General features: G+C 57.7%; 18 protein-coding genes and 1 tRNA gene. 12 read left to right on the top strand and 7 right to left on the bottom strand.

Annotation, left to right across the window (positions count from 1 at the left end; translation table 11 throughout):
* Window positions 1-44: 44 nt before the first annotated feature.
* From JL015_RS19935 to JL015_RS19915, 5 genes are all read right to left on the bottom strand, one after another.
* Window positions 45-120: transfer RNA gene (locus JL015_RS19935), tRNA-Gly, on the bottom strand.
* A 61-nt stretch (window positions 121-181) separates the two neighbouring features.
* On the bottom strand, window positions 182-742 hold the full coding sequence (pgsA, locus tag JL015_RS19930) for a CDP-diacylglycerol--glycerol-3-phosphate 3-phosphatidyltransferase (RefSeq protein WP_201002384.1): 561 nt from the start codon (window positions 740-742) through the stop codon (window positions 182-184).
* Window positions 743-774: 32 nt separating this feature from the next.
* Entirely contained in the window at window positions 775-2,598 is a 1,824-nt protein-coding gene (uvrC, locus tag JL015_RS19925; protein ID WP_201019655.1) for an excinuclease ABC subunit UvrC, read from the bottom strand.
* Window positions 2,599-2,600: 2 nt separating this feature from the next.
* Window positions 2,601-3,245 (bottom strand): response regulator transcription factor GacA, encoded by a 645-nt coding sequence (gene gacA, locus JL015_RS19920; protein ID WP_201002380.1) that lies wholly within the window; start codon window positions 3,243-3,245, stop codon window positions 2,601-2,603.
* A gap of 257 nt (window positions 3,246-3,502) precedes the next feature.
* Window positions 3,503-3,868, bottom strand: a complete 366-nt coding sequence (locus tag JL015_RS19915; RefSeq protein WP_201019654.1) for a helix-turn-helix domain-containing protein — start codon at window positions 3,866-3,868, stop codon at window positions 3,503-3,505.
* An 82-nt stretch (window positions 3,869-3,950) separates the two neighbouring features.
* On the opposite strand from JL015_RS19915, the gene JL015_RS19910 reads away from it, so the two are divergent.
* The 11 genes from JL015_RS19910 (at window position 3,951) to JL015_RS19860 (ending at window position 15,945) form a co-directional block, all read left to right on the top strand.
* On the top strand, window positions 3,951-4,184 hold the full coding sequence (locus tag JL015_RS19910; RefSeq protein ID WP_201019653.1) for a DNA-binding protein: 234 nt from the start codon (window positions 3,951-3,953) through the stop codon (window positions 4,182-4,184).
* Between the two features lie 231 nt (window positions 4,185-4,415).
* Entirely contained in the window at window positions 4,416-4,562 is a 147-nt protein-coding gene (locus tag JL015_RS19905; protein WP_201019652.1) for a hypothetical protein, read from the top strand.
* 325 nt (window positions 4,563-4,887) lie between these two features.
* Window positions 4,888-5,967, top strand: coding sequence for a 3-deoxy-7-phosphoheptulonate synthase (locus JL015_RS19900; RefSeq protein WP_201019651.1), 1,080 nt, complete (start codon window positions 4,888-4,890; stop codon window positions 5,965-5,967).
* Window positions 5,968-5,987: 20 nt separating this feature from the next.
* Window positions 5,988-6,332: a peptidylprolyl isomerase gene (locus tag JL015_RS19895; protein ID WP_268939539.1), complete on the top strand. Its 345-nt coding sequence runs from the start codon at window positions 5,988-5,990 to the stop codon at window positions 6,330-6,332.
* Window positions 6,333-6,500: 168 nt separating this feature from the next.
* Window positions 6,501-8,369 (top strand): extracellular solute-binding protein, encoded by a 1,869-nt coding sequence (locus JL015_RS19890; RefSeq protein ID WP_201019650.1) that lies wholly within the window; start codon window positions 6,501-6,503, stop codon window positions 8,367-8,369.
* On the top strand, window positions 8,370-9,434 hold the full coding sequence (locus JL015_RS19885; protein ID WP_201019649.1) for a microcin C ABC transporter permease YejB: 1,065 nt from the start codon (window positions 8,370-8,372) through the stop codon (window positions 9,432-9,434).
* Window positions 9,434-10,456 (top strand): ABC transporter permease, encoded by a 1,023-nt coding sequence (locus tag JL015_RS19880; protein WP_201002366.1) that lies wholly within the window; start codon window positions 9,434-9,436, stop codon window positions 10,454-10,456. Before JL015_RS19885 ends, JL015_RS19880 begins: the two co-directional genes overlap by 1 nt.
* 40 nt (window positions 10,457-10,496) lie before the next feature.
* Entirely contained in the window at window positions 10,497-12,074 is a 1,578-nt protein-coding gene (locus tag JL015_RS19875; RefSeq protein WP_201019648.1) for an ABC transporter ATP-binding protein, read from the top strand.
* Window positions 12,075-12,126: 52 nt separating this feature from the next.
* On the top strand, window positions 12,127-13,539 hold the full coding sequence (locus tag JL015_RS19870) for a sigma-54 interaction domain-containing protein (protein ID WP_201019647.1): 1,413 nt from the start codon (window positions 12,127-12,129) through the stop codon (window positions 13,537-13,539).
* Window positions 13,540-13,781: 242 nt separating this feature from the next.
* On the top strand, window positions 13,782-15,173 hold the full coding sequence (locus JL015_RS19865; RefSeq protein ID WP_201019646.1) for a GntP family permease: 1,392 nt from the start codon (window positions 13,782-13,784) through the stop codon (window positions 15,171-15,173).
* A gap of 10 nt (window positions 15,174-15,183) precedes the next feature.
* Window positions 15,184-15,945 carry a 3-hydroxybutyrate dehydrogenase gene (locus JL015_RS19860; RefSeq protein ID WP_201019645.1) on the top strand — a complete coding sequence of 254 codons (762 nt, stop codon included), beginning with the start codon at window positions 15,184-15,186 and terminating at the stop codon, window positions 15,943-15,945.
* 57 nt (window positions 15,946-16,002) lie between these two features.
* On the opposite strand, the gene JL015_RS19855 is transcribed toward JL015_RS19860, so the two are convergent.
* Window positions 16,003-17,169, bottom strand: coding sequence for a PilT/PilU family type 4a pilus ATPase (locus JL015_RS19855; protein ID WP_201019644.1), 1,167 nt, complete (start codon window positions 17,167-17,169; stop codon window positions 16,003-16,005).
* A gap of 132 nt (window positions 17,170-17,301) precedes the next feature.
* Between JL015_RS19855 and JL015_RS19850 the strand changes: the two genes are divergently transcribed.
* The gene (locus JL015_RS19850; RefSeq protein WP_122315356.1) at window positions 17,302-17,577 is read left to right on the top strand and encodes a peptidylprolyl isomerase; all 276 of its coding nucleotides are present in this window, start codon (window positions 17,302-17,304) and stop codon (window positions 17,575-17,577) included.
* A gap of 53 nt (window positions 17,578-17,630) precedes the next feature.
* Here JL015_RS19850 and pgm read toward each other — a convergent pair whose 3' ends face one another.
* Window positions 17,631-19,277: a phosphoglucomutase (alpha-D-glucose-1,6-bisphosphate-dependent) gene (pgm, locus tag JL015_RS19845; protein ID WP_201019643.1), complete on the bottom strand. Its 1,647-nt coding sequence runs from the start codon at window positions 19,275-19,277 to the stop codon at window positions 17,631-17,633.
* Window positions 19,278-19,300 lie beyond the last annotated feature (23 nt).

Here is a 19,300-nt window from a genome sequence, read left to right as displayed (position 1 = left end):
AGGCAAAAAAAAGCCACTCATCTGAGTGGCTTTTTTCTGAATCTTGGAGCGGGAAACGAGACTCGAACTCGCGACCCCGACCTTGGCAAGGTCGTGCTCTACCAACTGAGCTATTCCCGCTTGGTGATGGCCGCCATTCTATACGCTGGCGTTTATTCGTCAAGCCCTTGATTCAAAAAAGTTATTTCTTTTCTGCGGTGGTCTTCAAATGAGGCCAGGCGGCTCTCAGGTACTGCACCATCGACCACAACGTCAGCCCTGCCGCGATCAGCAGCAATGCATAACCGACGATGACCCAGAAAGCGAAGGCCGGCGGGTTGGCCAGGAGAATGACCAGCGCCAGCATCTGGGCAGCCGTTTTCCACTTGCCCATGTTGGAAACGGCCACCTGGGCGCGGGCCCCTATTTCGGCCATCCATTCGCGCAGTGCCGAGATCACGATCTCGCGACCGATGATGACGGCAGCCGGCAGGGTCAGCCACAGGTTGGCGTGAGTCTGAACCAGCAGCACCAGTGCAACCGCCACCATCAACTTGTCTGCCACCGGATCGAGAAAGGCGCCAAATGGCGTGCTTTGTTCGAGACGACGCGCCAGATAGCCGTCGAGCCAGTCAGTCGCTGCGGCAAATGCGAACACGCTACTGGCCGCCATATAGCTCCAGTGGTAGGGCAAATAGAACAACAGAATGAAGATCGGGATCAGTAAAACACGCAGAACGGTAATCAGATTAGGGATATTCATCGGCACAACTGGCTACGAGGTGAGCGGGCATTCTACTCGCTGTGCAGGTTTGCATAAATCGACTCTGCCAGCTTTTTGCTAATTCCGGGTGCTTTTGCTATTTCATCGATGCTGGCGCGGGCCAATTCCTGCAATCCACCGAAGTGTTTGAGCAGATCGCGACGCCTTGTAGGCCCAACGCCTGCCACGCCTTCGAGGGTCGAAGTACGACGTGTCTTGCCGCGTCGCGCCCGGTGTCCGGTAATGGCGAAACGGTGAGCCTCGTCGCGGATCTGCTGGATCAGGTGCAAGGCTGGCGAATCGCCCGGCAATGTGAACTCATGAGCAGCATCATTGAGGTACAAGGTCTCGAACCCGGCCTTGCGGGTCGTGCCCTTGGCAACGCCGAGCAGTATCAGATCAGGAACCGCCAGCTCAGTCAGTACATCGCGAGCCATGGACAATTGCCCCTTGCCGCCGTCGACCAGCAGGATATCGGGCAACTTGCCCTCTCCATCCTTGATCTTGCTGAAGCGCCGGGTCAAGGCTTGATGCATGGCGGCATAGTCATCGCCTGCCGTGACGCCTTCAATGTTGTAACGCCGGTAATCGGACTTGATAGGCCCTTCAGGACCAAAGACCACACAGGACGCCACGGTCGCTTCGCCGCTGGAATGACTGATGTCATAGCATTCCAGCCGCTGAGGCGGCTCATCGAGCTTGAGGACCTGCGCCAGCGCCTCGAACCGCGAGGCCACATGCTGACGATTGGCCAGACGTGCGCTCAAGGCCTGTTCGGCATTGGTCACTGCCAGTTGCTGCCAGCGCGCACGGGTGCCACGAACCCTGTGGCTGATGGTCATCTCGCGGCCACGGGACTCTTCGATGGCATCGATCAGTGTCGGGAAGTCCTCGTGGACCACATTGACGATCACCTCGACGGGCAACTCACGATCGACACCGCCGAGAAAGTACTGCGCCAGGAAGGCCGACATGACCTCTCCGACCTCCTCTTCTATACCCACCTGCGGGAAGAAGTTCTTGCTGCCAAGCACACGTCCGCCGCGCACACTGATCAAATGCACACAGGCACCACCAGGGTTGACGAACGCAGCCACCACGTCCACGTCACCGGTTCCGCCTTCCATGCTTTGCTGATCCTGAACCCGACGCAGCAAGGCCACCTGATCACGCAACTCGGCTGCCCGCTCGAACTCAAGGGCCATGGCGGCCTTTTCCATCGACTCGTTCAGCTCATCGGTCAGGGCATTGCTGCGGCCTTCAAGAAACATGACCGAATGGCGTACGTCCTCGGCGTAAACCTCTGGTTCCACAAGCCCTACACAAGGCCCTTTGCAGCGTTTGATCTGATATTGCAGGCAGGGACGATTGCGATTCTTGAAGTAGCTGTCTTCACACTGACGAACCAGAAACGTCTTTTGCAGCAGGCTCAGGCTTTCACGAATCGCCCCCGGGCTTGGATAAGGGCCGAAATACCGCCCTTTGGCCTTTTTTGCGCCCCGATGAATACTGAAACGAGGGAATGCACCATCGGACAGAAAGACGTAAGGGTAGGATTTATCGTCGCGCAGCAGGATGTTGTATGGAGGCCGCCATTCCTTGATGAGGGTCTGCTCCAGCAGCAGCGCTTCGGTTTCATTGGCCGTGATGGTGGTTTCGATCTGGGCGATGCGAGCGACCAGAGCGTTTGTCTTGGGCGCAAGACCTGTCTTGCGAAAATAGCTGGCCAGGCGCTTCTTGAGGTTCTTGGCCTTTCCGACATAAAGAAGCTGGGCATGAATATCGAACATGCGATACACGCCAGGGCGGCCACTGCATGTCGCAAGAAACGCGCTTGGATCAAACGATTGGGTCATGTTCAGGCGCTGGCATCAACCATGCCGTGACGTACAGCCAGTAAAGCGAGTTCGACATCACTGCTGATCGAAAGCTTCTCGAAAATCCGGTAACGGTAGGTATTAACGGTCTTGGGTGACAAGCATAGCTTGTCGGAGATGGTCTGGACCTTCTGACAGCCAACGATCATCAGGGCAATCTGGATCTCACGCTCGGAAAGCAGATCGAACGGTGAATTGTTCTCTTGCGGCTGGAAGGACTTCAATGCCAGTTGCTGGGCGATCTGCGGGCTTATATAGCGCTGCCCGGCAAATACCAGACGAATGGCTTGCACCATTTCCGCAAGCCCGGCGCCTTTGGTCATGTAGCCTGCGGCACCGGCCTGGAGAAGGCGCGTCGGGAAAGGATCTTCTTCGCAGACCGTCACGGCCACGACCTTGATCTCGGGATGGCTACGCAGCAACTTGCGAGTCGCTTCAAGGCCTCCGATGCCGGGCATCTTGACATCCATCAGCACGACGTCAGGTTTGAGCTCCCGGGCTTTCTTCAGGGACTCTTCACCAGAGTCAGCCTGACCGACAACCTGCAAGCCGTCTATGTCGGCAAGCATGCGAGTAATGCCTGTCCGGACAAGATCATGGTCATCGACAACTAGCACCCTAATCAAGCAGACACCTCACACAACAGTCATAACGAATGCTACCCACCATAACAAAAACCATGAGTCAGACCTAGGCCCTGTTGCCGTTTCAGCGTAAAGCCGCACCCAGGAAGCGGTACAGGCGGGCTGAAATCACAACGGCCCCTGATATCAGGCAGGATCCGGCTCGTATCGATATGTGGATAGCGTTGTCAACAAACTATCACTAACCCATTAAGACACCAGCGTTTTTTCTCAAAAACGCTTGATTGGCAGATATGCCATCAATGGTCGTCAGGCAACGACTTATTGTGAATGCCATAAGAAGCCGATAGCTCGGCCAGAGTGATGGTCAACCGGCTTATTGCATCCTGATCCTCCTTGTGCAAGGCTCTGTAGCTCCCTAACACCTTCTCCTCTGCAGTGCTGAGGTTATCGATCGGAATGGGTGTGGGCGTCCCGGTCAATACGTAGAGCACATCGACCCCCTTCGCCGCTACTGCTGCGAGATAGTCGGCCTTGGGCGCACGATCACCGCTTTCATATTTACCCTGAGCATTTGCCTCCACGCCACCGATTTCACCGAAGGCGCGTTGAGAAAGCCCCAGACGCTCTCTTTCTTTTCTTAACCGGTAGCCAATTCCACTCATTTGAATGCGTAACCTTGTTGACCCCATCCTTACGAATGGTAGAATCTAGATAGAATTAAACTTATTTGAACGGTTTTGAACTATGCCCGGAATACGTACCGCTGCACAAGCCAAGGCTTGGCTAGAACAACAGGGAAAATCGGTTCAAGAATTTGCTCGGGAAAACAGTATTGATCCGGCAACGACTTACCAGGTATTGGCTGGCCGCAAGAAAGGTCGTCGCGGAGAAGCCCATAAAGTGGCGGTTTTGCTGGGCATGAAGATAGGTGTGATCCCCTCGCAGAGTACTGGCACAGAGCAAGAAAACGATAATTGAGAATATCTCCCGCCTAAACAACTTCAATAGATGACGCAACAATCCGACTGTATATGTCGACTTTTCTTACAAAACCTGCTGATAGAAAAACAGCCATTCAAAGCTGTGCCCTCCTTCCATGGTCTCAAGCTCCTGAGCAATTCAGGCAATCAATCCAACTGATTGAATTTTCCAATTGAATCAGAGCATTTGCCTACGGTAAGCTCCCGACCAACCTAACGGAGACACACCATGCTGCAATCCGCCTCATCACAGCTTCTGCACTCTGCCAGCGTTGAACGCTCGGTAGCAGGCGTTGCTGCGCGGACTGCCTCGGCTGGTGTCTGCCTGCCGGTCAACGTTTATTACGGGTATTGGTTTAGCCACTGGCGCGCCTGATACCCAAAAAGGCGCCCGGATTCAGGGGACGCCAACCAGAGAATTCTCTACCCCCGGTCGGCTACCCGACCGGGGGTTTTGTTTTTTGGGCCATTGAAAGCCCGATTGAATCCACTTGAGGAATACGACATGAACACCACTTTCTATTACCGCAACGACATCGACTTCGCCTGGCGATTTAGCAATCTCCGTTCGGGACAGCCAGCCGCCTCCGATCGGTCACTGCCAGGTGGCAACCTCACACGCACAGCCAGTCAGGCCAATTGTCGAACACCCCAATAGGGTCTTGCGCGGGAACATGCCCGCCAGCCCAGGAAACCAGATCATGAACTCGTCCGTTGCCGTAAAACCGTCCGACCTGTCCAGCAATGTCACCCTGCTCGACAACACGCCCGCCCCAACGCGCCTGCCCAGTACCATTGAGCTGAAAAGCCGTCTGCCACTGACCGCCGCCCTGAGCGAACAGGTTGCAGCCCATCGCCGTGCCGTACGCTCGATCCTGACCGGGGAAGATTCCCGTCTGCTGGTGATCGTAGGCCCCTGCTCTCTCCACGACCCGCAATCAGCCCTTGAATACGCCGAACGCCTGGCCAGCCTGTCAGCCGAAGTCAGCGATCAGATGCTGCTGGTGATGCGCGCCTACGTCGAAAAGCCTCGTACCACCGTAGGCTGGAAAGGCCTTGCCTACGATCCACAGCTCGATGGCAGCGATGACATGGCCGCCGGCCTCACCCTGTCACGCCAGTTGATGCGCGAAATGCTGCTCATGGGCCTGCCGGTTGCCACCGAGATTCTGCAACCCATGGCCGCTGGCTACTTCGATGATCTGCTCAGTTGGGTAGCCGTTGGCGCACGCACCACCGAGTCGCAGATCCACCGGGAAATGGCCAGCGGCCTGCCAATGGCAGTCGGATTCAAGAACGGCACGGATGGCGGCGTAGCAGTGGCCAGTGACGCAATGCGTTCGGCAGCCCACCCGCATCGCCATTTCGGAATGGATCGCCACGGCCATCCAGCAATCATCGAGACTCAGGGCAACCCGGACACCCATATCGTCCTGCGCGGTGGCCATCGCGGCCCCAATTACGATAGCCAGAGCGTTGCCCAGGTACGCGCCAGCCTTGAGAAGAACCGCATTGCCTCAAGAATCATGGTCGACTGCAGCCATGCCAACAGCGGTAAAGACCCGCTGCGTCAGCCACAGGTGTTCAATGACGTGCTTGAGCAACGCTTGCAGGGCGACAAATCGCTGATCGGCATGATGCTGGAAAGTCACTTGTTCGATGGCTGCCAGCCTTTGAGTGAAACGCTTCAGTACGGGGTTTCAGTCACCGATGGCTGCCTCGGCTGGGAAGGTAGCGAGCACCTGTTGCGTCAGGCAGTGGACCGGCTGCGCTACAGGTAATCGGTTCTCGATGAACTTTTATCAGGAAATGCAGCCTTGATTCCGGTAGGCTCTTTCTTTTTTTTGACAGGAGAAACTTTCCCATGGCTAAAGCCACTGCCCGCCACATCCTTGTTTCGAGCGAAGAGAAATGCAACGAACTCAAGGCTCAGATCGAAGGCGGCGCTGATTTCGCTGAAATCGCCAAGGCTAACTCCAGCTGCCCGTCGAGCCGTCAAGGCGGCGACCTGGGGTCGTTCGGTCCAGGCCAGATGGTCAAGGAATTCGATACCGTCGTATTCAGTGCGCCAGTCAATACCGTGCAAGGTCCAGTGAAAACCCAGTTCGGTTATCACCTGCTGGAAGTGACCAGCCGTCAGGACTGATCCTGATTCGCTGAGGCACATGAAACGGCTCATCTTCGGATGGGCCGTTTTCATTTGTACTCCCGTATTTATTGACAGTAACGGTTACAAAGCCTGTTGTGATCCGGTACCTTGGCGCATGCCTTCAACCCTGATGTTCGCGTGTGAACGTCAGTCAGGATTCAAGTAATGCGTTCTGCTTTCCTATCGCTGATAACTGCAATGCTGGTGCTTGCCACGGGCCTTCAACAAGTGCGGGCAGAGCCGCAGCATGCCTTGACCGTATACGGCGAACCGCCGCGCTATCCTGCCGGTTTCCAGCATTTCGACTACGTGAACCCTGATGCCCCCAAAGGCGGGAGCATGCGTCGCTCGGCGACAGACATTGGCCAGTTCGACCATTTGATGCCGTTCACTGACAAAGGCACGGCCGTCTCGCAGATCAACGGCATGCTGTATTCACCACTGGCGGTCAAATCGCTGGACGAGCCCTACACGGTATACGGGCTGGTCGCACAGAAAATGGAGCGCTTGGAGGACGGAATGTCCTTGCGTTTCTATCTTGACCCACGTGCCCGCTTTGCCGATGGCACACCCATCACAGCCAATGACGTGAAATACACCTATGAGCTGCTGATGACTCAAGGCAGCCTGCAATACCGTACCCGGTTTGAAGCGGTAAAAGGCCTGGAAGTGGAGTCCGGGAACCGGATTCGCTTTGACTTCAAGAATAACGACAACCGTACCCTGCCCCTGGATCTGGCCTCGTTGCCAGTGTTTCCCGAGCATTGGTGGAAAACCCGTGACTTTGCCGGTGGCGCAGGCTTCGAGATCCCGCCGGGCAGCGGCCCTTATACGATCAGCCATGTCGATCCGGGGCGCAGTATCACCTTCGAGCGCGACCCGAACTGGTGGGGCAAGGATCTGCCAGTCAACAGAGGCATGTACAACTTCGACCGGTTCAGCATTGAGTATTTCGGCGATACCGATGTAGCGCGGCAAGTACTCAAGGGGGGCGCCTACGATTACAACCGTGAATATTCGGCCACCGGTTACTCAATCCGCTATGACAGCCCGGCGCTGAGCGAAGGTCTTCTACAAAAGGCGCATCTGGCCAAGGGCGCGGTCCAGAGTTCGCAAGGCTTTGCCTTCAACCTCAACCGCCCGATGTTCAAGGACCGTCGCGTGCGTCAGGCGTTGTCTCTGCTCTGGGACTTTGAATGGGCGAACCGGCAGATGATGCGCAATATGTACATTCGCCAGGACAGCTATTTCTCGAACTCGGAACTGGCAGCCACGCAACTACCGACACCCGCTGAACTGAAGATTCTTGAACCCTTGCGCGGTTCGATTCCCGACGAAGTCTTTACTACGGTCTTCAAGAACCCGAAAACCGATGGCACAGGTTTTATCCGCGACAAACAACTGCAAGCGCTGGCGCTATTGCAGGAAGCTGGCTGGAAACCCAAGGGTGATCAACTGGTCAACGCCCAGGGCGAGCCGCTCAGCTTCACCTTCCTCAATGGGCAACCGGGTTTCGAGCGTCTGCTGCTGCCTTACAAGCGCAATCTGGCGCAGATCGGTATCCACTTCGAGGTGCGGCGGATCGATGCGGCCCAGTATCTGAACCGCGTCATGGCCCGGGATTACGACATGATCGTCACCGGCTTCACGGTCTCGACATCGCCGGGAATGGACCTCTACAACAACTTTGGCTCCAAGGTGGCCAATGATCCAGGCTCCAGCAATTACATGGCACTGCAAGACCCCGCCGTGGACACCCTGATCGAGGGCCTGCTCAAGGCTGGCGACAAGGCGACGATGACCGACTATGCCCACAGCCTTGATCGGGTACTGCAATGGAATTACTACTGGATTCCCAACTATTACCCGCCAGGCTCCTCGACCGTATGGTGGAATCGCTTCGGTATCCCGAAAATCCAGGCCAGCAACAGCGAAGCCATCGAAACCTGGTGGGAAGTCAGCCCCACTCCGCTCAATAACGAGCAATTTGCAGCAAAACGCGGCGCTTCAGCCCTTGTTTCGGAGATGAAGTGAATGCTCGGTTATATCCTGCGCCGCCTGCTTCTGATCATTCCCACGCTGTTGTGCATTCTGCTGGTCAACTTCTTTATCGTGCAGGCCGCGCCCGGTGGGCCAGTGGAGCAAGCCATAGCCCGTCTGCAAGGGATCGGTAACAGCAGTGTCGGCGCGGGCGCGACAGAGTCGGTCAACACCGGTCAATCAAGAGCGTCCCGTGGCCTTGATCCCAAGCTGATAAAGGACATCGAACGCCAGTACGGTTTCGACAAGCCGCTGCATGAGCGGTTATGGCTGATGCTGAAAAACTACGCACGACTGGATTTCGGCAACAGTTTCTTTCGCGGTGCCTCGGTGACCGACCTGATCCTGCAAAAGATGCCGGTTTCCATTTCCCTCGGGCTCTGGGCGACGCTGCTGACGTACCTGATCTCGATTCCGCTGGGCATTCGCAAGGCGGTCAGGCACGGCAGCCAGTTCGATATCTGGAGCAGCACCGCCATCATCATCGGCTACGCCACACCGGCCTTTCTGTTTGCCATGCTGCTGATCGTGGTGTTCTGTGGCGGCACTTCGCTGCACTGGTTTCCGGTACGAGGCCTGGTGTCGGATGAATTCGACCAGCTATCGACACTCGGCAAGATTGCCGACTACTTCTGGCATCTGGTGCTGCCGGTATCGGCACTGGTGATCGGCGGGTTCGCCACCCTGACCCTGCTGACCAAGAACGCCTTCCTCAATGAAATCACCCGCCAGTACGTCACCACCGCCCGAGCCAAGGGCATGAGCGAACGGCGCGTGCTGTATGGCCATGTGTTTCGTAACGCCATGCTGCTGGTGGTGTCCGGCATCCCACAGGCATTTATCACGGTGTTCTTTGCCGGATCGCTGCTGATCGAGGTTATCTTCTCTCTCGATGGCCTGGGGCGCATGAGTTACGAAGCCGCTGTTTCGCGGGATTATCCGGTGGTGTTCGGCTCGCTGTTCATCTTTACCCTGTTCGGTTTGCTGATAAAACTGGCAGGCGACATCTGCTACACCCTGGTCGACCCGCGAATCGACTTCAGCGCGAGGAATGCCTGATGCGCAGACTTTCTCCGCTGGCTCAACGCCGCCTGGAACGCTTTCGCGCCAACCGTCGGGGCTGGTGGTCGCTGTGGCTGTTTTGCGCGCTGTTTGCGTTGACGCTGGGAGGCGAACTGATCGCCAATGACAAACCGCTGGTGGTGAGCTATCAGGGCGACCTCTACTTCCCGGTATTCAAGCGTTATAGCGAGCAGGAGTTCGGCGGAGAGCTGCCCTTCCAGCCCGATTACCGCAGCGAATACGTCCAAAAACTTATCGCCAAAGGCAATGGATGGATGGTGTTTCCACCGATTCCGTTCAGTGATGACACCCCCAATTACGACCTCACAGCCCCGGCTCCCAGCCCGCCCTCGGGCAACAACTGGCTGGGCACCGATGATCAGGCTCGCGATGTATTGGCACGGGTCATTTTCGGGGCGCGGGTATCGATTCTGTTTGCATTGATTCTGACCGCCATCAGCGCCCTGATCGGTATCGCGGCCGGTGCCTTGCAGGGGTATTACGGCGGCTGGGTGGACCTGATCGGCCAGCGCCTGCTGGAAGTCTGGTCAGGATTGCCGGTGCTGTACCTGCTGATCATTCTGTCAGGCTTTGTCGAGCCCAGTTTCTGGTGGCTGCTGGGCATCATGGCGCTGTTTTCCTGGCTGACGCTGGTGGATGTAGTGCGCGCCGAGTTCCTGCGTGGACGCAACCTGGAGTACGTCAAGGCAGCCCGCGCCCTTGGGTTGGGTGATCGCAAAGTGATTGTGCGGCATATCCTGCCCAACGCCATGACTGCGACCCTGAGCTATCTGCCGTTTATCCTGACCGGCGCCATCTCGACGCTGACCGCCCTGGATTTCCTGGGCTTTGGCATGCCGGCCGGCAGCGCTTCGCTGGGTGAGTTGATCGCTCAGGGCAAGCAGAACCTGCAAGCACCCTGGCTGGGCCTGACCGCCTTTTTTGCCCTTGCGTTGATCCTGACGCTGCTGGTGTTCATTGGTGAGGCGCTGCGTGATGCGTTTGATCCGCGATCTTGATCCCCGATCTTGATCCCTGATGCTGATTCGAGACCCTGAAATGTCAGAAAAACTGATCGAAATCCGCAACCTGAACATCGCCTTCAATGGGCAGAAGGTCGTCAGCGACCTGAGACTTGATATCTGCGCGGGCGAATGTCTGGCACTGGTGGGTGAATCCGGCTCAGGCAAATCGGTCACTGCTCACTCGATTCTGCAACTGTTGCCCAAAAGCGGCACGACCAGTACCGGCAGCATCACCTATCGCGGTCAGGAACTGATCGGCGCCAGCGACCGGACCTTGCGTGAGCTGCGGGGCAATCGGATTGCCATGATCTTTCAGGAGCCCATGACCTCCCTCAACCCGTTGCACACCGTTGCCCGGCAGATCGGCGAAACACTGCTCCTGCATCGCGGCATCAGTGGTCGCGAGGCCCAGAAACGCATCGTCGAGCTGCTGGAACTGGTCGGCATCCAGCATCCGCAAAAGCGGCTCAAAGCCTACCCTCATGAACTGTCCGGTGGTCAGCGCCAGCGGGTGATGATCGCCATGGCCCTGGCCTGCGAACCGGAACTGCTGATTGCCGATGAGCCGACCACAGCGCTGGATGTCACTGTGCAGCGCAAGATTCTGTTGCTGCTCAAGGAGCTGCAACAGCGCCTGAACATGTCGTTGCTGTTGATCAGCCATGATTTGAATCTGGTCCATAGCGTTGCCCAGCGGGTCTGCGTGATGCGCGCCGGGGAAATCGTCGAACAGACCGACTGCCAGTCGCTGTTCAAATCGCCACAGCACCCATACAGCCGCCTGTTGCTCGATGCCGAACCGGCGGGTGAACCCTTGCCACGGGATACCCGGGAAAAAGTCCTGGAAGTCGAGAACCTGCGCGTCTGGTTTTCCCTGGCAGGCGGCATTCTGCGTCGTCACAAGGAGTATCTGAAGGCCGTCGATGACATCAGCCTGAGTATCGAACGCGGCAAGACCCTCGGAATAGTAGGCGAATCGGGTTCAGGCAAGTCGACACTTGGTCAGGCAATCCTGCGCCTCCTGGAGTCTCGTGGCAGTATCCGTTTTCAGGGACAGGCTCTGGATGGCTTGAATCAGAAACAGATGCGTCCATGGCGCAAAGAGATGCAGGTGGTCTTTCAAGATCCCTACGGTAGTCTCAGCCCGCGCATGTCGGTGGCGCAGATAATCAGCGAAGGTCTGGAGGTCCACAGGCAACTGGATGCCCGGCAGTGCGAAGCCGAAGTGATACGGGCACTGAAAGAAGTCGGCATCGACCCGCAAAGCCGCCATCGTTATCCCCATGAGTTTTCCGGCGGCCAGCGCCAGCGTATTGCTATCGCTCGGGCACTGGTACTCAAACCTGCTTTGATACTGCTCGATGAACCGACCTCGGCGCTGGATCGAACGGTACAGAAACAAGTCGTTGCACTGCTACGTGACCTGCAGGAAAAACACGGCCTGACCTACCTTTTCATCAGTCATGACCTGGCTGTAGTCAAGGCGCTGGCCCATGATTTGATCGTGGTCAAGGATGGCAAAGTCGTCGAGCGTGGCGCCAGCCACGATATCTTCGATTCGCCTCAGCACCCTTACACCAGGGAATTGCTGGCGGCAGCGCACCCAGGATAAAAACAGGCATTCTGTTCGGCCAGACGCCGGGGTTAAATGACGGAACATCCCCATGAAAAACAATAATCTCAGCGACTACCAAAACATCCAGCGTCTTGCGACCCGCTCGCTGTTCGAGATCATCGAGCAGTCCAGCGAAGGCACCGTGATCGTCGACAAAGATGCGCGCATCGTCTGGATCAACGAACGTTATGCACGCCGGTTTGGCCTGCAGGATGCCAGCCTGGCCATTGGGCAGCCTTGCGAAAGCGTGATTCCCGGCAGCCTGTTGCGTCAGGTGGCCAGCAATGGACAGCCCATCCTGCTGGACATGATGGACACGGCAAAAGACCCGCTGGTGGTCATGCGCCTGCCCATTCATGACAACGCCGGCTCAGTGATTGGCGCCATCGGCTTTGCCCTGTTCGATCAGTTGCAGACGTTGTCGCCCTTGCTCAAACGCTACCAGAGCATGCAGCAGGAACTGGCCAGTACGCGCTCACTGCTCAAGGCCCGGCAGGCAAAATACAGCTTTGCGCACTTCATCGGCATCAGTGAGGCGACACTGGAAGTCAAACGCCGTGCCCGGCGCAGCGCCAGCACCGAATCCCCGATCCTGCTGCTGGGCGAGACCGGCACCGGCAAGGAACTGCTGGCCCATGCCATTCATAACGCTTCACCCCGCGCCGACAAACCCTTTGTCAGCATCAACAGTGCAGCAATCCCGGAAGCCCTGCTGGAAGCCGAGTTCTTTGGTACGGCACCCGGCGCCTTTACCGGTGCCGTACGCAAGGGACGTTCGGGCAAACTGAAAATTGCCCAGGGCGGTACGCTGTTTCTCGATGAAGTCGGCGACATGCCACTGGCCCTGCAAAGCAAGTTGCTGCGGGTGCTGCAGGAAAAGGAATATGAGCCCGTAGGTTCCAATGAAGTGTTCCAGAGCGACGTGCGTCTGATAGCGGCCACCTCCACCGATCTGGAGGCGGCGATCAAGCGAGGCGAATTTCGCGCTGATCTCTATTACCGCTTGAACGTCCTGCCCATTCAGGTTCCCCCATTGCGCGAGCGTCTGGAGGATCTGCCTGTGCTGAGTGAAACCATCCTCGAAGAACTGCATAGCCAGCATGAGCTGGAAGGCAATGCACTGAAACTGTTGGCGCAACATGCATGGCCCGGCAATATCCGTGAACTGCGCAATGTGCTGGAGCGTGCGGCGTTGCTCAGCGACGATCTGCAACTTACGGCCAAGGATATCCATACGGCCATCGGCACCCTGCTCCCGCCAGTCGCAAGCAACGCCCGCGATAATCGCCCTCATGTCCACGAAACCTTCAGCCAGGCCCGTCAGCGCAATGATCGACAATTGATCGAAACCACTTTGTTGCAGTGTGCAGGGAATGTGGTGCAAGCGGCCAACCAGCTCGGCCTGGGCCGCTCGACCCTCTACAAGAAAATGGCAATGCTGGGGATCGTGGAGTCTCAATAAAGAGAACCGAGTCTCCCTTAAGAGACAACACCCCCGTAGGAGCGAATTCATTCGCGAAAACCAATCTTTCGCGAATGAATTCGCTCCTACGGGGCGGCGGTAGTCTCTGTTGTGAGATTACCGGCTGCATAAATTTTAGTAATTCCCTTTACTTTCAATGACTTGAATATATGGCACGAATCCCGCTATAGCCATGCGGCGGCCTGACCGCACCCAAAAAACAATAACAACAGGAGATACCCATGAGCGTACTCATTGCTTTGGCGGCGCTCGCGCTACTGATGCTCGCGGCCTACCGTGGTTACAGCGTTATCCTTTTTGCCCCCATTGCCGCGCTGGGTGCAGTATTGCTGACCGACCCTTCGGCAGTGGCGCCTGCATTTACCGGGCTGTTCATGGACAAGATGATCGGCTTTATCAAGCTGTACTTTCCGGTGTTCCTGCTCGGCGCGGTATTCGGCAAGCTGATCGAGCTGTCCGGGTTTTCCCGCTCCATCGTGGCAGCCGCCATCGGTGTGCTCGGCACACGCCAGGCCATGCTGGTGATTGTGCTGGTCTGCGCCCTGCTCACGTATGGTGGCGTGTCGCTGTTCGTCGTGGTCTTCGCGGTCTATCCGTTTGCCGCCGAGATGTTTCGCCAGAGCGATATCCCCAAGCGCCTGATTCCGGCAACCATCGCGCTGGGCGCGTTCTCCTTCACCATGGATGCCTTGCCCGGCACGCCGCAAATCCAGAACATCATTCCCACGACCTTCTTCAATACCACCGCCTGGGCCGCACCATGGCTGGGCCTGATCGGTACCGTGTTCGTATTCAGCGCAGGCATGCTGTATCTGCAGCGTCAGCGCAACAAGGCTGCACGTAACGGCGAAGGTTATGGCCACGACCTGCGCAATGAACCGGAAACGGCAGCCGACATCAAACTGCCCAACCCGTGGATAGCGCTCTCGCCACTGGTGCTGGTGGGGGTCATGAACCTGCTCTTTACCTGGTGGATTCCCCAGTGGTACGGCAAGACCCACACCCTGGCGCTGCCGGGCATGGCGGCTCCGATCCAGACTGAGATTGCCAGGCTGACGGCGATCTGGGCCGTTGAAGCCGCACTGTTGACCGGCATTGTGATGGTGCTGATATTCGGCTTCGGCGCCATTCGCTCCCGGCTGGCCGAAGGCAGTAAAAGCGCGGTCAATGGCGCGTTGCTGGCGGCCATGAATACCGCATCCGAATATGGCTTTGGCGCTGTAATCGCTTCACTGCCAGGGTTTCTGGTGCTGGCCAATGCCTTGAAAAGCATCCCGGACCCGCTGGTCAATGAAGCCATTACCGTCACCCTGCTGGCCGGTATCACCGGTTCGGCCTCGGGCGGCATGAGCATCGCACTGGCCGCCATGTCAGACAGCTTCATCGCGGCTGCCAACGCCGCGAATATCCCGCTGGAAGTCCTGCATCGGGTGGCCGCCATGGCCAGCGGCGGCATGGACACCCTGCCCCATAACGGCGCGGTCATCACGCTGCTGGCCGTGACCGGGCTGACCCACCGTGAAGCTTATCTGGACATTTTCGGTATCACTATCATCAAGACACTGGCGGTTTTCGTAGTGATCGCAGCGTTCTACGCCACTGGCATCGTTTAAGGAATCGATTATGAATCTGCAAGGAAAAACTGCATTGGTCACCGGCTCCACCAGCGGCATCGGCCTGGGCATTGCCCTGGTTCTGGCCAAAGCCGGCGCCAACCTGATCCTCAACGGTTTCGGCGATGCTTCGACGGTGATCGCCCAAGTGCAACAGTTTGGCGGTCGCGTTGGGCACCACCCTGCGGATGTCAGCGACCCGGCACAGATTGCCGACATGATCGCCTATGCCGAACGCGAGTTTGGCGGGGTCGACATTCTGATCAATAACGCCGGCATTCAGCATGTGGACGCTGTGGAGGACTTTGCCGTCGAGCGTTGGGACTCGATCATCGCTATCAATCTGTCATCGGTGTTCCACACCACCCGCCTGTGCCTGCCCGGTATGCGCAGCAAGGACTGGGGACGAATCATCAATATCGCCTCGGTTCACGGGCTGGTGGGTTCAACCGGCAAGGCGGCGTATGTCGCGGCCAAACATGGCGTGATTGGTCTGACTAAAGTGGTAGGTCTGGAAACCGCCCGCAGTCATGTCACTTGTAACGCCATCTGCCCCGGCTGGGTCCTGACGCCGCTGGTGCAGCAACAGATCGATAACCGCCAGGGCGACCCGGATCAGGCCCGACACGACCTGCTGGCCGAAAAACAGCCCTCGCTGGATTTCGTTACACCGGAGCAACTGGGTGAGCTGGTGTTGTTTCTGTGCAGCGAGGCGGCGGTTCAGGTGCGCGGTGCGGCCTGGAATGTGGATGGTGGGTGGCTGGCTCAATAACGTTGTGCAGGAGCGAATTCATTCGCGGATAAATCCGCTCCCACACAGTTTGAACAGTCAGGACCGGGGTTCTTCATTCTCGTCCACCAACCCCCAATCGGACATCTTTGTCGAGCCTGTCCCGACAGGTGCAGGCGGAGGTGTTGTGAGGTTGCTGACTCCGCCTTCGCCATGCAGCTTGAGGCGCAGGCGCACGTTGTTTTGCGAGTCGGCGTTTTTCAGGGCCTCCTCTTCGCTGATTGCACCTTCCACCGCCAGATTGAACAGCGCGGTATCGAAGGTCTGCATGCCCAGGCTGCCGGACTTTTCCATGATGCCCTTGAGTTCGGTCAACTGGTTACGCTGGATCAGATCGCGAATGGTCGGCGTCCCCATCATCACTTCCACTGCCGCACGTCGCTTGCCATCCGGGGTCTTGACCAGACGCTGGGAAACGAAGGCCTTGAGGTTGTTGCCCAGGTCGTGCAGCAGTTGTTCGCGGCGCTCTTCCGGGAAGAAGTTGATGATCCGGTCCAGGGCCTGGTTGGCGTTGTTGGCATGCAGGGTCGAGATTGCCAGGTGGCCGGTATCGGCAAAGGCCAGCGCATGCTCCATGGTTTCCCGGTCACGAATCTCGCCGATCAGGATCACATCCGGGGCCTGTCGCAAGGTGTTTTTAAGCGCGGCACGGAAACTGCGGGTATCGACCCCCACTTCACGCTGGTTGACGATGGACTTCTTGTGGCGGTGAATGAACTCCACCGGGTCTTCGATGGTGATGATATGACCACTGGCATTGCGGTTGCGATAGTCGATCAGGGCCGCCAGAGAAGTGGATTTACCCGAGCCCGTCGCGCCCACGAACAACACCAGCCCGTGTTTTTCCATGATCACATCGAGCAGGATCGGCGGCAGATGCAGATCCTCGAAACGCGGGATATCCAGCTTGATGTTACGCGCCACGATGGAGACTTCGTTGCGCTGCATGAAGATATTGATCCGGAAACGCCCGATACCGGCCAGTGACACCGCCAGGTTCATTTCCAGCTCACGCTGGAATTCGAGCTTCTGCTCCTCATCCATGAGGCTCTGGGCGACAGTCGCCACCTCGCCGGGCTTGAGGGTTTCAGTGCCCAGCGGCTTGAGCACGCCATTGAACTTGGCGCAAGGAGGCGCTCCGGTGGAGAGATAAAGGTCCGATCCGTCCTGGCTGGCCAGAATCTTCAACAACGCCGGGAAATCCATAATCAACACCGCACAAGATAATGTGAAAACGCTTGTCTGCCCGCTGCACTCAGCAACCTTTCACGAGCAGATTTATTCAATCGGGTCAGGGCAGGCATAATGGCAGCCTTTTCTGACAGGTGATATTGCGACATGAAAGCCCAAGCCCGCCATATTCTGGTGAAGACTGCCGAAGAAGCCGAGCAGCTCAAGCTGCGTATCGCCAAGGGCGAGGCCTTCGACGTACTCGCCAGGAAGCATTCCACCTGCCCGTCCGGCAAACGTGGCGGCGACCTGGGTGAAGTCCGGCCCGGCCAGATGGTCGGCGCCATCGATCAGGTCATCTTCAAGAAGCCGCTACGCACTGTACACGGCCCCATCAAGAGCAAGTTCGGCTACCACCTGGTTCAGGTGTTCTACCGCGACTGACCGGCTCCAGGCTACTCACACCCCAAGGCAAGAGTAGCCCGAAACCTGTCCAGTCACTTCGGTGCAATCGCTCCATCGACCAGCACCTGGGCTTCAGCCACCAGACGCTGCAGGTGATCTTCGCCCACAAAGCTTTCCGCATAGATCTTGTAGATGTCCTCGGTGCCGGATGGGCGCGCTGCGAACCAGCCGTTCTCGGTCATCACTTTCAGGCCGCCAATGGCCTGATCGTTGCCCGGTGCATGGCTGAGAATGCCCTGGATCTTTTCGCCCGCCAGTTCAGTGGACTTGACCTGCTCCGGCGACAGTTTGCCCAGCAGAGCCTTCTGTTGCGGGTTGGCCTTGGCATCGACACGGGTCGAGAACGGCTCGCCCAGCTCGTCGGTCATGGTCTTGTAGATCTCGCTCGGGTCACGGCCTTTACGTGCAGTGATTTCGGCCGCCAGCAAGGCCGGAATCAGACCATCCTTGTCGGTGGTCCAGACCGTGCCGTCGCGACGCAGGAACGAAGCACCCGCGCTCTCTTCACCACCAAAGCCCAGCGAACCCTCGAACAGGCCTTCGGCAAAGAACTTGAAGCCCACCGGGACTTCGTACAGACGACGGCCAAGACGCGCCGCGACCCGGTCAATGATGCCGCTGCTGACCACGGTCTTGCCAACCGCTGCATCGGCACGCCAGTGCGGACGGTTCTGGAACAGATAATCGATGGACACTGCCAGATAGCTGTTAGGCGTCATCAGCCCGCCAGTCGGGGTCACGATGCCATGACGGTCATGATCCGGGTCGCAGGCAAAGGCGACCTGATAGCGGTCCTTGAGGCCGATCAGGCTCTGCATCGCATGGCTGGACGATGGGTCCATGCGGATCTGGCCATCCCAGTCCACGCTCATGAAGCGGAAGGTCGGATCGACGAACTGGTTCACCACGTCCAGGTTCAGGCCGTAATGCTCGCCAATGGCCGACCAGTAGCGAACCCCTGCTCCGCCCAGCGGATCGACGCCCAGGCGCAGACCGGCATCGCGGATGGCATCCAGATCGATGACGCTTTTCAGGTCGGCCACGTAGGTATTGACGTAGTCATGACGATGGGTGGTATCGGCACGCAGGGCTTTTTCATGGCTGATGCGCAGCACGCCCTGGAGTTTATCGGCCAGCAGTTCGTTGGCCTTGTTCTCGATCCATTTGGTGATGTGGCTGTCAGCCGGGCCGCCATTTGGAGGGTTGTACTTGAAGCCACCACTTTGCGGCGGGTTGTGGGACGGCGTGATCACGATACCGTCGGCCAGACCGGATGTACGGCCACGGTTGTAGCAGATGATCGCGTGGGATACCGCTGGAGTCGGCGTGTATTCGTCACCTTCGGAAATCATCACCTGCACGCCGTTGGCAGCCAGTACTTCAAGGGCCGTTGAGCTGGCAGGCGTCGAGAGTGCGTGGGTGTCGGCACCCAGGAACAGCGGACCATCGATGCCATTGGCCTGACGATACAGACAGATCGCCTGGCTGATAGCCAGAACGTGCCACTCGTTGAAACTCAGTTCAAACGAACTGCCGCGGTGGCCGGAAGTCCCGAAGGCCACGCGCTGGGTTGTGATCGAAGCGTCCGGCTGCCCGGCGTAATAGGCCGTTACCAGTCTCGGGATATCGACCAGTAACTGCGCAGGTGCCAGCTTGCCGGCGAAAGGACTGAGACTCATACAACCTCCACGTAAATGGGGAC

Origin of the sequence: Pseudomonas cichorii (assembly GCF_015471405.1) — a bacterium.
Lineage (GTDB): Bacteria > Pseudomonadota > Gammaproteobacteria > Pseudomonadales > Pseudomonadaceae > Aquipseudomonas > Aquipseudomonas serbiensis.
The sequence above is the reverse complement of the archived record's forward strand: the minus strand, read 5'-3'. Positions and strand labels throughout refer to the sequence as shown.